This window comes from Acinetobacter sp. GD03645 (genome assembly GCF_029845285.1).
In the GTDB taxonomy this organism is placed as follows: domain Bacteria; phylum Pseudomonadota; class Gammaproteobacteria; order Pseudomonadales; family Moraxellaceae; genus Acinetobacter; species Acinetobacter corruptisaponis.
On the sequence record NZ_JAOCLL010000002.1, the window covers coordinates 1 to 14,646 of the forward strand.

The following is a 14,646-nucleotide window of genomic DNA, read 5'->3' on the forward strand; positions in this document are numbered from 1 at the left end:
GATCAAGCCGTTGCCACACTGGATTTCCCTGCTTATTTTGCGATTATGACTTATGCCGATGACCGTGAATTAAGAGAAGAACTGTATAAGGCTTATGTCACCCGTGCATCAGATCAATCGGATAAAACCGAGTTTGATAACACGCCTGTGATGGAAGAAATCCTGAGCTTACGTCAGGAAATGGCACAACTGCTCGGCTTCAATAATTTTGCCGAATACTCCCTTGCCAGCAAAATGGCACCTGATGTAGAAACCGTCAATCAATTTCTGGTCGATCTGGCAGAACATGCTCGCACCCCTGCATTGGCTGAAATTGCAGAACTAAAAAGCATCGCCCAACAGGATGGGGTTGATGAATTAAAACCCTGGGATGCCACCTATTACTCTGAAAAGCTAAAACAACAACAGTTCAACCTTTCTCAGGAAGCACTCAAACCTTATTTCCCTGCCCCAAAAGTGGTTCAAGGTTTATTCCAGATTGTGCAGCGCCTTTACGGTATCCAGATCGTTGAACGCCAGGCGCCTGTTTGGCAGAATGATGTGCGTTATTTTGAAATTGAAGATCAAGGCCAAGTGGTCGGTGGCTTCTACTTCGATTTATATGCCCGCAATGGCAAACGTGGCGGTGCATGGATGAGCGGTTTCCGTTCCCGTGTACAAACAGCCAATGGTCTACAAAAACCAATTTGCTATATGGTGTGCAACTTTACCCCACCGATTGGTAATCAACCTGCCCTACTGACCCATGATGAAGTGATTACCTTGTTCCATGAGTTTGGTCATGGCTTACACCATATGCTGACCGAAGTGGACAATATCTCAGTTGCAGGGACGCACGGCGTCGCTTGGGATGCAGTGGAGTTACCAAGTCAGTTTATGGAATTCTGGGCATGGGACAATGAAAGCCTTGATGTGCTCAGTGAACATACCGAGACCAAGCAAACATTGCCACAAGAATTGCTATCTGCCCTGCTCAATGCACGTTTCTTCCAGTCTGGTATGCAAACCTTGCGTCAGATTGAATTTGCCCTGTTTGATTTAACAATTCACCGCAAAGTACCAGCCTTAAACAGTCAGCAGATTCAGGAAACGCTGAACGATATTCGGGCCAAATTTGCAGTGGTGCCAACGGTTCCCTATAACCGTTTCCAGCATAGTTTTAGCCATATTTTCGCGGGTGGCTATGCTGCGGGCTATTACTCCTATAAATGGGCTGAGGTTTTAGCCAGTGATGCCTTTGACCGCTTTGAAAGCGAGGGTATTTTTAATACCGAGACTGGCAAAGAGTTTAGAAAGTTTATTCTAGCAGTTGGCGGAAAAGATACGGCGCTTGATGCGTTTCGCAATTTCCGCAAAAGAGACCCCAAAATAGATGCATTATTACGCCATCAAGGTTGGACGAACACGGATAAAACCGCTTAAACTACGTCATTATTGTTCACAGGATGGTATTAACTGACATGAAAAGACAGTTCATCGCGGGTGCAAAATGTCCCAAATGCGGAGCGTTAGATCGTGTGGTTAAGATCATCACTGTGGATGACGAGTGGATTGAATGTATCGACTGTGCTTATAGTGAAAAACGTCCGACCCATGTGGAAGAACTGCAGCCCGCTGAGCCAGATGAAATTGGGGTGATACAGTTCAAACCTCGTCATTTTGACTAGAAGGTTAAAAATGATGTCCACATACCAAACAGAAAATTCCAGATTATTATGGATGATAATTGGTGGAATTAGTGTTGTGGTGGTGCTGTTTCTTGCTGTGCAATGGTTTTTGGCACAAAAGGATCAGCAGTCAACCAGCACACAGAAACAACCTGTTGCAGCAAAACCAGTTGCGACGGTAAAACAGCAAACCACTGTTACACCTGAACCAACAGCAGTCAGCAGCGAAGTTGCCGAACCAATCCAGTTGGTTAAGGAATCAATTATTAAAGAGCCGCTTCCAGCAAATGACAGCTTGGCGAAAGAGGAGATTGCCAAGCTGGATGATATTCATCAGCAGCTTAAGGATCAGCAGCAGGAACTCAAGCAGCAGCATGATGATGTCGATGCACTGCTTAAGCTCAAAGAGGAACAGGTCAAGCTTCTGGAAGCGCAAATTGCGGCACAGAAATAAGCCCAAATGAAATGACAAAAGCTTTAACCTCAGTTAAAGCTTTTTATTGCCGTATGCTTTATTCCACAATTTGACCTGCATCCTGCTTGAATTGAATCGGTTTTTGAATGGTTTGGGCAATCAGGATTCCCAACAGCGTTAAACCACCTCCGATATAGTGAAACACCTGTAAATGCTCTCCCAATAGCGCCACTGCAATCAATGCGGTAAATAACGGCAGTAAGTTCATAAAAATACTGTTGCGATTCGGCCCTAAATGTCTGACACCCTCAATCCATAAATAAGATAACAATACAGACGAGAAAATACTGGCATATACAATCAATGGAATGGTGTGCTGATTCAACAACCGTCCCGAAGCAGGTAAAAATACAAAAAAAGGCAGTACATATAAAATGGCAAAACTCGATTGCACAAAATTGGATTGCCATGCGGGAATCGGCATTTTCCAACGTTTCAGCAACACCCCATACAAAGCGTAACCCGCAGCCGCAATCAGCATTAGGCCATCACCCAAATGTACACCCTGTTGCCAAATCTGGGAAATGCTGCCATGACTCAACAAGTAGAGAATCCCATAAAATGACAAGGCACCACCAAACAACATGCCATAACTGATTTTGTCTTTCAGAACCACGCTACTCAACATCATGGTGAGTAAGGGAATCAATGCAGTCACAATCGCCATATTGGTTGCAGTAGTGGTGGATGCAGCCTGATAGGACAAAAACTGGAATAAAGACACCGACAGAAAACCACCCAATGCCAACTGTTTCCAATACTGTTTGATGGTTTGCCTGTTTCTCCAGACAGGAACCAGCACAAAAGTGCTCATCACTGCGAGTGCAAGCACCAAACGATAAAAGGTAATCGCAACAGGAGAAATGGCATGGCTTGCCATTTTGGAAACCACCACATTACCCGCCCAGAACAAAATGGCGAATAAGGGATAAAAATAAGCTTTCTGAAACATGGTCTCAACCTATACATGGGTATGTAGATCATGCTAAAAAATAATCAGTACATCGTTTCTCGATAAAAAGACTAAAACTATCGCAAAACAGACAGATTATTCAGGTCCAGACTAAAAATGGGAAAGAACTTTAAACATGGCTTTCTGGATTATCCAGTCTATGCCTTTTCAGAAAATTATCCACATGGACATATGGAAGACTGGCATAGCCATGACCGCATCCAGTTAATCCATACCTTGACGGGTGTAATCCGCATACAGACCCATGAAGGGATTTGGATCATCCCACCTGGACGTGGTGCCTGGATTCCAGCACAAAAAAAACATGCCCTACTCAGCAGTGGTGATGTCAAGGCACGGGGCGTTTTTATTGAAGCGTCTGCCGATACTGACCTCATCAATCAATGTCGTGTGGTGGCGATTCCTGCCTTGTTGCGTGAGTTGATGAGCAGCGCAATGCAGATACAGACGACCATTCAACCCAACACCCGCAATGAAAGACTGCTCCAGCTAATTTTGGATGAAGTCCGAATATTGCCTGCCCTTGCCTTTAACCTACCCGATCCTCAAAATCCAAGGCTGCAACAGCTTTGTCTAAACATAAAAAATCATCTGGATTTGAACTGGAATCTGGAAGATACCGCCCAACAGCTACATATCAGTAGCAAGACTCTTGCACGACATTTCCAAAGGGAAACAGGTCTACATTTTTCACATTGGGTTCGACAGGCCAAACTAATGCAGGCCATGATTGATTTAGCCATGAAAAAACCTGTTCTCAATGTCGCGATTGATTTGGGCTATGACAGCCCAAGTGCCTTTAGTGCCATGTTTAAACGTGAACTAGGCATGACCCCAAGTGATTATCTCAACCAGTTTCAGGAAAATGAGTAGTTGGTTCAATCCATTTAAGTGGATGGGAAAATCCCAACCTCTCTAGGTAAACGAAATTCACAGCTCATTTCTTTCTCTTGCAGAGAAGCATACAATACATTCAGTTTCTCCCAGCCAGCATTCGATATGAACTCTCATCAAGCTGATCGCAACCTGTTTCTGGCGATTGGTTGTCTCACCATTTCCGCACTGCTTTTTTCAGTAATGGGTATTTGTATCCGATATGCCTCCCATAGTGTTGATAACTACACCATTGTGTTTTTCCGTAATGTGGTTGGATTAATCCTGTTTCTTCCCTTTATCTTCAAGCAGGGAATTGGTTTTGTGAAAACGGAAAAACTATGGATGCATACATGGCGTAGTGTGGTTGGGCTTGCTGCAATGTATGGATTTTTCTATGCGATTGCCCACCTGAAATTATCCAATGCCATGGTGTTTACCTACTCCTCCCCTATTTTTATTCCACTGATTGCATGGCTGTTTTTAAAGGAACGGATTACCACGGCAATGCTCTGTGCCGCAGCCTTGGGCTTTATCGGGGTATTTTGTGTGGCAAAGCCTGATCAAGGTTTGCTGAACTGGATTTCAATGGTTGGCATCGCTTCCAGCCTATTGGCCTCCATGGCATTTGTTACCGTTCGGGCACTCACCCAGACCGAACCACCTGAGCGAATCGTATTTTATTTCTGTTTTATTGGTAGCTTACTTTCTATTATTCCGATGTTTTGGGTATGGCGGCCTTATCATCTACAAGAATTATTCTTTTTAATTGCGGCGGGTGTACTGGCAAATGTCAGCCAGATTTTTATGTCTCATGCCTACCGTCTTGCCCCTGCTGGTCAAATCGCGCCCGTCAATTATATGGCGATTATCTTTGCAGGTATTTGGGGATTTTTACTTTGGAATGAAATACCAGATCTATATAGTGTAATTGGTTTTGGCTTTATCCTGATTGCAATTACCCTATCCAGCCCTTTAATACAAAGAGCAAAAGCTTCAGTACGATAAACTCAGTGTCTTGGGTAAGGATGTAAATCCAGTACATAGTGTCCCAGAATTTTCTGTTTGGGCTTATCGACAATCACGACAAGATAGGTATTGTCTAAAGGCACTGGAATATTAAGATGCTGGAATTGCCCATCCCCAGTTTCATAAATATGTTTCACATATCATTCCCATGCAGTACAGGAATGATAAAGCTGTTCAATCACAGGATCAGCATAATCCCATAAATCCACAATTTCCTCAGCAGTCTCTGTAACATCCAGCATGGGAGGAAAAAAGGTGGCCTGATACTCTTTCTCACTCAATTCTCTCATGGCTTGACCTATTCGATAAAATAACAATAAAAAAAGCAGCCGAAGCTGCTTTTCTTTAGGTTTCAACTTAGTGCTTATACCAGCCAAACATCTGGAAGATATATGGTGCATAGGTCACCAACACCAATGATGAGAACAACACGATAATTGGCAGTAACCAGCGCTCATAACGGAAGTAGAAGCTTGTGTATTTCTCTTTCGCTTCCTTATCAGCGGCCGAGACCTCTTCATCCCCGACGGAGAGTCGCGTCAGTAAGTGGTTGAGGGCTACAGGTGGTGTTACATAACCAAACTCGAACGCAACCAGTACGATCATCCAGAAGTGGATCGGATGGATACCATTCTCGTAGGCCACAGGCGCAACTGTCGCCGCAACCAGAATCACCGCACCAAATGGATCGGTTGTCATACCAATGATTGCAAGCAACAATGCAATAAAGGCAAGTGAAATATAGATATTACCCAAGTGTGTTGGTAACAATTCAACGACTTCAGCACGTTCGATTAAGCCACCCACGCTTGCAGACAATGCCATAAGCAGGATTAACGCACCAATATGACCAACGGTTTCCGAAGTTGCAAAGCGTAGTGCACCACCAAAACCAAAACCTTTTGCACCATGCGGATCATGGCTTTTTAGGAATTCTGATTTTTTCTCATGCTCACGTACCAACGCCTCATGGGCTGGATCAACCACTGGTGCAGGCGCAACTTTTGATGCAAACAGCTTGTCAAACAAAATCATTGCAATCAACACCAACGGCAAAATCATTGGCGCGGTGAATTCGTTGATTGAAGTGTCCAAAGCCAACTTGTAGAACATCACCACAGCGAAGCCGATGATCACGTATGGAATCACTGGTACGCAGGCACGCAACATGCCAGGAACCGCAACCTTAGGTGAGTTCACACGGAACTTTTCTTCAGCAAGGATCAAGGATACGCCAAGGAAAATAAATGCTGTGAGCCAGAATACATAGATACCGTGGTCAAACAACTCTGTAGAGGTGACATGACGACTATCGAGCATTGAAATCAGGATAACCAGTAAGCATGGACGAATCACCACACCCAAAGAACCTGACATTGCAGATACAGCCAATGCATATTGACGACGTGCACCAGAGTTCCACACTTCCTTATAAATGATCGCACCCGCTGCAATAACGAAGATACCAGAAGCACCTGTGTATGCTGTTGGAATTGCTGCTGCAATCAGGATCAACCAAGTTAAGGTTTCAGGTGCAAGATTCCACGGACGCAGGATATTCAGGAACAAATCCATGACACGTGTTTGAGTGAGCAACATACCTGCCCAAATAAACAATGCAAGATTCAGGAAGATCCCTGAGAACTCAACGAGGATTCCAAGGTAGATCCCTTGCCCCATTGGATAGTCCATGAAGAATGTGAATACGATACCTGTCACCAGCGACATGAATGCGTAAAGCGGGACACTTAACAGTGCCAGACCAAAATTACCTTTTGGTTGTGCCGTTTTAGGAATCACGAAGAACTGGAAAATACTGATCACAGTCAAGGAAACAAAGAGTGCAATCCACAACCAGTATAAAACCGATGTTTTTCCAGCAACCTCTACACCCGAGTTCAGTACAGAGTGATACTGACTAATAACTGAGTAGCTCAGTAATGCGTTACCCGCCACCATCAATGCTGAATAAACACGATAGTCCATTTTGGTTTTTGGCGCGCGCAAACCAATATGATGATAACGTAACGAAGCGGTAATAGAAGCAAACAGCACCATGACCAATAAAAGAACGGTCTGGTTTTCAGAACCCAGCTTGAAGACACCAAAGAATGTGGTTTCCATTGTACGGTAAGTACGAATACTTGGATGAGCTTCCAAGTGCTTCATTGCCTTATCATAGAACTGGTATTTCTCTTCACACTGTTGTTGTGCGGCCAATAAGGACGCACGTACGTCAGACTCAGATGCAGCACCGAACATGCTGGCAAACTCGTCCGCCGCATTGGCTTTCATCTGTTCTTGAACTTGTGTCTCAATATCAGGATGTCGATCACAAGATGGTTTTTCGGGTTCAGCCCGTAAAAACGAGTACTGCATCCCTGTTGTTTGATCACCGTAAAGACGCTCCCCCATGCGGAGCATTTGACCGTGAATCATCTCGCCAGTACCAATAAGCAAAGTCATTAGCAACAAAGCAAGAATGATGAATGTTGATATCCAATCATTCCAGATATAGCCTATTCGGGCTAACCCAGACTTTTTCTCTTGATCATTTTGCATGTCTATTCCAGTTTATTGTTATCAACACCCATCCAAAGATGTTGAATCATGCGATGTCCATGGTTGATAGATAAATGAATTTACCCTCGTCGTAACCAATCCCTTTTTAAACCGCCTAAATTTGCAGCAAACTTTTTCAAAAAAGAATGACTACAATCACTTTTTTGTTGGTTGTTTTTATCAATTTGTGTGTTCTCTATATTTCCTTTTTACCAATAAATAACCTAAACCACATAACACACCACCAATGGCACCAATTAAATGTGCTTCGGTCAATACGGGACTACCAATCAGTTGTGCTGTTCCTGTCTGGCCAAAAGTGTTTTCCCAAATAATTTTGGCCGCAATCAGCACCAGAACCAATATTGCAAACTTACGTTCATGTGGATACTGCAAATACACCAGACTGACTGCGGTGTATAAACCATGCAACACGCCAGAAAGACCAGCATAGGCCTCTATATAAGGCAGGTAAAAATAAAAGATTAGACTAATAAATGGTGGCAACACCAACAGCAATGCACCTAAATGCCAGTTGCGGGCATGGGGAAAGATAAAGGGAAGGAAAGAAAATGCCAACATATTCAGAAAGAAGTGCATCCATCCAACATGCACCCAGTGTGCCGTCCATAGACGCCAGAACTCTGCCAGTAAACTTGGTTTCCAGTAAATGAAATGATCAGCAAAGACTTGCAGGCACGCTGACACTGAAATACATACAGCGATCAAAATGACTTTCCCTATCCATATTTGATCTTTCATTTATATCTACCTCATGAAAAAACAGACCTTTTACAAGTTTAGATGGTTCTCATGTAAAAGGTCGTTTAATTCAGGTTACTCAGCAGGCTGGTTTTCTGCTGGAGCTTCCGCTCCGCTACCGCCATCAAATAAGTCATCTAAAGATGAGTCTTCCTGTTTGTCATCCCAGAACGTGGTTAGACCCTCGTCACCTGCCCTCACACCTGTATTTTCAGTCCAGTAACGGTCTGCAATACCACGTACCATCAAACCAGCCATTTTATCAATCAGGCGGAACTGGGGATTTGCAGGTTTATCTTCAGTGGATGCCGCCGCATAAGAACGGAACGCATCACGGAGTTTAGCATCATCACCACTTGCCTGTGCCGCAACCGCATACAGGGCATGAGCCAGACGTACACCTTTCTTCTCACCAATCTGCATGGATTCCTTCATGGTTGCATAAGGTTCAGGCTTGCCGTCACCCGCGCCTGGCAACAATGTCCAGATCACGGCACGGGTTGCCATCGGTGCACCCCAGAATTTTTCATTGTCCAGACACGCCATACCACGCTCAACAATACCCGCAATATCTTTAGGTACGTTGATTGCACCACCAGAGTTAATGTCATTGGTCATGGCCTGCAAACCACTCACCATACCCAATAGGTAAACGGTCTGGTCAAGGTCATTGCGCATGGTTGGGCAAGAGTCACCTAGCTTATACTTGTATTTTGCTTCCCAACGGTTTGCAAACAGTTGGTAACCCGCATATTGACGCTCAGCCGCAATACCCGCCCAACGTTTCTGCTCAATACGCGCATCCTGGGCCTCAGTAACCTGCCCCGCCTTGGATGCACGCAAATAACGCAATTCTGCTTCCAGTGCCTCATTCTCCGCACACATTCCCGCCGCTGAATACAGTAATACCGCCATACGGGTTGGATCAGCCCCCATGTCCTTGGTGGACATGATTGCTGGTGTTAGCGCATTTCCAGAATTACACACCATTTCAGCATCATCCATTGCCAAAATCGGTGGTACAATATGATTTTCACTAAAACTTAATGCAACATTGGCGCCCGTTTTAATTACATAAGAACAGCCTGATAACATTGAAGTTGTAAGTAACGCAACCGCCACACCCTGTCCAATTTTATGGAGTTTAGACATTCTTCCTGTCCTCTAATTAATTTGTTTTTCCTTTTAGATGTACCTTATCAGATGCAATACCTGAATTAAAGAGTAATTGCTCTAATTTTAACGCGGACATTTTGACACATTTCACAGATAAGCGAATTGACAGATGATTGGTAATACAAAAATTTTAGGCAAAAAAAAGTAGCATTGCGACGGTTCAGCACATGCTACTTATTAACTGGTAAAAACGTGAAACTCTTTATATTCTAGTTTTGTTGAAAATAATCCTTGAGTAATGTTCCAGCTCTTCCTACCACAATCGCCATAACGATTGCAATTACCAGAAACATCCACATTGAAATCTCCATAGAGACCTCCTACACTTTGCGTATCCACTTTTGGTGGACACTAGATTGGCGTTCATCATCATTATTCACTGGGAGTGTGTATATTGATGACACTTTCAATCTCTTTCTCTTGTTCACAGCAACCCTGGATTGACGTGATTCAAGAAGTTCCCTGAGTAAAGTTCCTGCTCTTCCTATAACGATTGCGAAAACCACTGCAATCACCAGAAACGACCATGTTGGAATTTCCATCATTTTGGACCTCCACCATACTTTACGTTGGTGTTTGTACTTTAACGAAAAGGAACGCGAGTTCAGGTCTGGATTGTCTGACAATCATAATTTTCACGAATTTTTAGAGTATTTAATCTAACAATTTCATTAAATTTTATTCAAAAATAGATTAAACAGTTGATATATATATGCTTATTAATTTTATACAGTTGTAGAATTGTCAAACAATTAGAGCAATTTTACCAGTAGTTTAAGGCTTTTCCACTGTGTAACTGACAATTGATCCCACCAAATGATGCAGGTTTTGTCATGAGAAGCAGAAAAATAGAGGACAACATAGCAGTGGTGGTCGATCATTTTCACAATTTGCCGACGCTGTATCGGCAGATCTGAAACGGCAAACTCAAATGACCAGTCTTGATCTTCCAGATGTTCAAAACGCTTGACTTGAGGTTGCTGCAAAAACCTGAACCAGGCAATGACCATGATCCCCAGACACAGCAGCCAAATCCCCAAAGCTAATAGCTGATAGAGTAAAATCATCAGGAAAATAAAAATTAACAGTTGCAAAACAATCATAAAGCGACTGGCTTGCAACTCAAAAACACGATTAGCCGTGGACATACTGTTTTAATTTTAGGATAAATTCCTTGATTTCAGCTCTTGGCGCTTCACCCACTTCCATAAACCAGTCCAGCAAGTCAGGGTCTTCCTGATCAACCAGTTCGGCAAACAAGGCCTTTTCTGCTGGGTCTGCACTGAGATAATAGTTTTTGACGTAGGGATCAAAATACACATCAATTTCTTTTAAACCACGACGTGAACGATAAATCACCTTACGTTCTTCAAGTGTCATTTCATCGGACATCATTTATTCCACTATGCAACTATTTGGGCCTAGTTTACCCGATCCCCTCAAGAATTTCGCTGGGATTTTTCCCAAGTGACCAAATACATCAGTCAAATTGAGCATTGATCACATTGTCCACTATTTTCAATTTCTTGTATCGTGGCAATGAATGTTTAAATCCAACACTCTAGGGAAAAAATAACAAATGCAATCAGGTGCAATTCGTCCAATTCCAAATATGTTACCGCGTAAGCTATTTACTTCTGAGCATGAAGCATTCCGCGAAACAGTCCGTAAATTTTATGAAAAAGAAGTTGTTCCCAATATTGAGAAATATGAGAAACAACAGCATGTTGACCGTGACTTATGGAACAAGGCGGGCGAGCTGGGCCTGCTCTGCACCACCATGCCTGAAGAATATGGTGGTTCAGGTGTGGATCGTCTATACAGCATGATCCTGATTGAAGAGCAGGCCTATGCCATGGACTCAAGTACAGGCTTTTCCCTACACTCAGACATCGTTGCCAACTATATCAACAACTTTGGTAATGAAGAGCAAAAACAAAAATGGCTGCCTAAAATGGCGACAGGTGAAACTGTTACTGCCATTGCAATGACTGAACCAGGTACAGGTTCAGATTTACAGGCCGTACGCACCACTGCGGTACTGGATGGTGATGAATATGTGATTAATGGTTCTAAAATCTTCATCACCAATGGCTATCTCTGCGATATGGCGATTGTGGTCTGCAAAACAGGCAACAATGAAAAAGGTTCTGCTAACTTATCCCTCATTATCGTTGAAGCTGATCGCGCAGGCTTTAGTAAAGGCAAGCCTTTAAATAAAATCGGTATGAAAGGTCAGGACACCTGTGAACTGTTCTTTGACAATGTCCGTGTACCCAAAGAAAACTTACTGGGCATGGAAGGCATGGGCTTTATCATGCTGATGAAAGAGCTGGCTTGGGAACGTATGCTGGTGGCGATTATCTGTCAGGCAGGTGCTGAAGCAGCGTTTGCACATACAGTACAATACACCAAAGACCGTAAGGCATTCGGTAAGCCAATCGGCACTTTCCAGAACACTCGTTTTAAGCTGGCAGAATTGCGTACAGAAATTGATTTCTGCCGTACTTATCTGGATCGTTGCATGGAACTCCAGCTGGAAGAAAGCTTGGGCGTGGATGCAGCGGCAGCAGCAAAATATAAACTCTCGGATATGTTCTCAAAAGTTGTGGATGACTGCCTACAATTACATGGTGGTTATGGCTATATGCTGGAATACCCAATTGCCCGTGCCTATATCGACAACCGTGCCAACCGTATTTATGCAGGTACCAACGAAATCATGAAAGAGTTGATTTCCCGTACCCTATAAGCTTAAAAATTCAAAAGGGGAATAGTGTTGATTCACTATTCCCTTTTTTATTTATTTCTGTTCAGTTTTTTCAGGTTGCTGAACAGGTGCTGGATTCATGCGGGCCATCAACTGTTTAACTGTTGGGTTTTCCACATGCTGCTGCATGGTGGTGTTGAGTGCGGTACGCGCATTTTGAGTGGTGTAATGTGCCACTTCACTGCCAATTTCACTGGCTTTCTTGGCCCAGGCTTTGCCTTCCGCAGACTGATAGAATGAGAGTGCAGCCTGTAGCTCTTTCTGGCTAAATGTTTCTACATAACGTTGCACAATGAACTGTTTTCTTTGTTCAGAATTGAGATTCTTGGTTAAATCTGTATAAAACTCTGCTGGGATATCTTTGGGTAAGCGCATTTTAATTTGATCCAGGATCAACTTGTCTGTCGCTTCCAGCCCCTGCTCCGTTCCATCTACCTCAACAAGCTTCTGTGCAATCAATTCCTTTTGTTTTACATCATCTGCCAAAACAGCGGTACTGAACAATAATGCCCCTAAAACCACCCATTGCTTCATCACTCTTTCCCTGATTTTCAATTTTTTAATGTCATCAAATATACGCGATATTCTTCTGATTGAAAGAATATCCAAAGCCATATCAATAAAAAAACCCCATGTATTTACATGAGGTTCTCAATTTCACCTATGTCAGATTATGACACTAGCTTTGGCTTACGATCTTCCTGTTCACCACGTTTGTGGAACTGTAAAACATCATCATTAAATTTAGCGTCTTTCAATTCCTTGCGGTCAGCAAGATAGTTGTTGGTGATCTTCCACGGTGCCTGTTTACCTTGTTTTGGCATCACATCCGCTGCACGGGCAATATAACCCGAAGACATTTTACCCATAATGGTGTCTTGCTCAAGTTGTAACGGATCTGCATGAGCAATCACTTCATCATAACCATTCTTGTCCATATGGTTGATTAAACGGCAGATATAATCCGCAGCAATATCGACCTTGAGTGTCCATGAAGCATTGATATAACCAATGATCATTGCCATATTCGGCACATCACTCACCATCACACCCTGATACAGCATATGTTGTGAAGTATTCATTGGCTTGCCATCAATCGAACCTTTCACACCACCTAAAATCTGAATCTCCAAACCAGTTGCAGAAATAACGATATCTGCTTCCAAATGTTTACCTGATTTTAACTGGATACCATTCGCAGTGAACTTCTCAATTTGATCTGTTTCAACACTTGCCTTACTTTCACGTAATGCCTTGAACAAATCACCATCTGGTACAACACATAAACGCTGGTCCCAAGGGTTGTAGCTTGGCGTAAAGTGCTTCATATCCACTTTACCTTTCAACTGCAACTCAATACCTTTCAACAATAAACGACGTACTGTTTTTGGATATTTTTGCGCCAGCGCATAGATACCACGTTGCATACCAATATTACGTGCACGGGTAAACTTATAGGCTGTTTCCTCAGACATAAATTTACGTGTTTTTTCATAAATAAAGTCGATTGAAGGAATTGTTGCAATATATGTTGGTGAACGCTGCAACATGGTGACATGCCCTGCTCCACCTTTCACCATTGACGGTACCAAGGTAATTGCTGTTGCGCCACTACCAATAATGACCACTTTCTTGCCTGTATAATCTAGGTTTTCAGGCCAGTGTTGTGGATGAATGAATTGGCCTTTAAAGTCTTCCTGTTTCGGAAACTTCGGTGCATAGCCTTGGTCATAGTTATAGTAACCAGTACACCCCATAACAAAGTTAGCCGACCAAGTCTGCTTCTTGTTGTTATTGTCTTCAATTTCTACAAACCATTTTTTCTTAGCTGAATCATAGTTAGCTGAAAGGACACGATGACCAAAATGAATCTTATCTTTCAGATTGTTTTCGCTGATGACGTCACTTAAATAGCCTTTAATTTCAGCACCACTTGCAAGAACTTTCTCTTTGGCCCAAGGTTTAAAATTAAAACCAAAAGTTGACATATCAGAATCAGAACGAATACCAGGATAACGGAACAGATCCCAAGTTCCACCAAAGCTTTCACGACGCTCTAGAATTTCAAAATTACGTTGTGGACAGTTTTTAGAAAGATGCACGGCTAACCCAATCCCAGAGATACCAGCACCAATAATTAATACATCAACTTGCTTTTCCATTGTTTTTATACCCTGTATAAATCATGTCTTTATTAAAGCACAAATTTGACAATACACAATGTCAAGTTTAGTCATTCATCGGTTTTTTTATATCAGTTCGGGACATTTTAAAGAAATATGGGTGAAAAAAATCTTGAGATTTTTGCTTGGATTTAAGTTTTTGGGAACGTTTGCTATATCAAAAAATACATCTACCA

At 42.8% G+C, this 14,646-nt stretch carries 17 protein-coding genes; 6 read left to right on the forward strand and 11 right to left on the reverse strand.

Annotated features, from left to right (window positions below; all coding sequences use genetic code 11):
- The 3 genes from N5J47_RS01440 to N5J47_RS01450 all read left to right on the forward strand — a co-directional run.
- The coding region (locus tag N5J47_RS01440) for a M3 family metallopeptidase (RefSeq protein WP_279969909.1) at positions 1-1,422 on the forward strand (1,422 nt) is incomplete at its 5' end.
- 38 nt (positions 1,423-1,460) lie between these two features.
- Positions 1,461-1,667 carry a YheV family putative metal-binding protein gene (locus N5J47_RS01445; RefSeq protein WP_279958590.1) on the forward strand — a complete coding sequence of 69 codons (207 nt, stop codon included), beginning with the start codon at positions 1,461-1,463 and terminating at the stop codon, positions 1,665-1,667.
- A gap of 10 nt (positions 1,668-1,677) precedes the next feature.
- A complete protein-coding gene (locus N5J47_RS01450; protein ID WP_279958591.1) occupies positions 1,678-2,121 on the forward strand; it encodes a hypothetical protein in 444 nt (147 codons plus the stop codon).
- A gap of 58 nt (positions 2,122-2,179) precedes the next feature.
- On the opposite strand, the gene N5J47_RS01455 is transcribed toward N5J47_RS01450, so the two are convergent.
- Positions 2,180-3,094 carry an EamA family transporter gene (locus tag N5J47_RS01455; protein WP_267980654.1) on the reverse strand — a complete coding sequence of 305 codons (915 nt, stop codon included), beginning with the start codon at positions 3,092-3,094 and terminating at the stop codon, positions 2,180-2,182.
- Positions 3,095-3,211: 117 nt separating this feature from the next.
- Between N5J47_RS01455 and N5J47_RS01460 the strand changes: the two genes are divergently transcribed.
- Both N5J47_RS01460 and N5J47_RS01465 read left to right on the forward strand, forming a co-directional pair.
- Positions 3,212-3,988 carry a helix-turn-helix transcriptional regulator gene (locus N5J47_RS01460; protein WP_279958592.1) on the forward strand — a complete coding sequence of 259 codons (777 nt, stop codon included), beginning with the start codon at positions 3,212-3,214 and terminating at the stop codon, positions 3,986-3,988.
- A 126-nt stretch (positions 3,989-4,114) separates the two neighbouring features.
- On the forward strand, positions 4,115-4,996 hold the full coding sequence (locus N5J47_RS01465; RefSeq protein WP_279958593.1) for a DMT family transporter: 882 nt from the start codon (positions 4,115-4,117) through the stop codon (positions 4,994-4,996).
- A 2-nt stretch (positions 4,997-4,998) separates the two neighbouring features.
- Here N5J47_RS01465 and N5J47_RS01470 read toward each other — a convergent pair whose 3' ends face one another.
- From N5J47_RS01470 to N5J47_RS01505, 8 genes are all read right to left on the reverse strand, one after another.
- Positions 4,999-5,154 (reverse strand): hypothetical protein, encoded by a 156-nt coding sequence (locus N5J47_RS01470; RefSeq protein WP_279958594.1) that lies wholly within the window; start codon positions 5,152-5,154, stop codon positions 4,999-5,001.
- A gap of 3 nt (positions 5,155-5,157) precedes the next feature.
- Positions 5,158-5,307 carry a hypothetical protein gene (locus N5J47_RS01475; protein ID WP_279958595.1) on the reverse strand — a complete coding sequence of 50 codons (150 nt, stop codon included), beginning with the start codon at positions 5,305-5,307 and terminating at the stop codon, positions 5,158-5,160.
- Positions 5,308-5,374: 67 nt separating this feature from the next.
- Positions 5,375-7,579 carry a TRAP transporter large permease subunit gene (locus tag N5J47_RS01480; RefSeq protein ID WP_267980658.1) on the reverse strand — a complete coding sequence of 735 codons (2,205 nt, stop codon included), beginning with the start codon at positions 7,577-7,579 and terminating at the stop codon, positions 5,375-5,377.
- Between the two features lie 180 nt (positions 7,580-7,759).
- Positions 7,760-8,341: a rhombosortase gene (rrtA, locus tag N5J47_RS01485; protein WP_279958596.1), complete on the reverse strand. Its 582-nt coding sequence runs from the start codon at positions 8,339-8,341 to the stop codon at positions 7,760-7,762.
- 75 nt (positions 8,342-8,416) lie between these two features.
- Complete coding sequence (locus N5J47_RS01490) at positions 8,417-9,493, reverse strand: hypothetical protein (RefSeq protein WP_267980660.1); 1,077 nt, start codon at positions 9,491-9,493, stop codon at positions 8,417-8,419.
- 344 nt (positions 9,494-9,837) lie between these two features.
- Positions 9,838-10,062: a hypothetical protein gene (locus N5J47_RS01495; protein WP_279958598.1), complete on the reverse strand. Its 225-nt coding sequence runs from the start codon at positions 10,060-10,062 to the stop codon at positions 9,838-9,840.
- A 207-nt stretch (positions 10,063-10,269) separates the two neighbouring features.
- Positions 10,270-10,665, reverse strand: coding sequence for a hypothetical protein (locus tag N5J47_RS01500; RefSeq protein ID WP_279958599.1), 396 nt, complete (start codon positions 10,663-10,665; stop codon positions 10,270-10,272).
- Positions 10,652-10,909 carry a succinate dehydrogenase assembly factor 2 gene (locus tag N5J47_RS01505; protein WP_279958600.1) on the reverse strand — a complete coding sequence of 86 codons (258 nt, stop codon included), beginning with the start codon at positions 10,907-10,909 and terminating at the stop codon, positions 10,652-10,654. The genes N5J47_RS01500 and N5J47_RS01505 overlap by 14 nt, the downstream gene beginning before the upstream one ends.
- 187 nt (positions 10,910-11,096) lie before the next feature.
- Between N5J47_RS01505 and N5J47_RS01510 the strand changes: the two genes are divergently transcribed.
- Complete coding sequence (locus N5J47_RS01510; protein ID WP_279958601.1) at positions 11,097-12,269, forward strand: acyl-CoA dehydrogenase family protein; 1,173 nt, start codon at positions 11,097-11,099, stop codon at positions 12,267-12,269.
- A gap of 51 nt (positions 12,270-12,320) precedes the next feature.
- Here the strand turns inward: N5J47_RS01510 and N5J47_RS01515 are convergent, their stop codons facing one another.
- Positions 12,321-12,821 carry a DUF2059 domain-containing protein gene (locus tag N5J47_RS01515; protein ID WP_279958602.1) on the reverse strand — a complete coding sequence of 167 codons (501 nt, stop codon included), beginning with the start codon at positions 12,819-12,821 and terminating at the stop codon, positions 12,321-12,323.
- Between the two features lie 137 nt (positions 12,822-12,958).
- Positions 12,959-14,449 carry an NAD(P)/FAD-dependent oxidoreductase gene (locus N5J47_RS01520; RefSeq protein WP_279958603.1) on the reverse strand — a complete coding sequence of 497 codons (1,491 nt, stop codon included), beginning with the start codon at positions 14,447-14,449 and terminating at the stop codon, positions 12,959-12,961.
- Positions 14,450-14,646 lie beyond the last annotated feature (197 nt).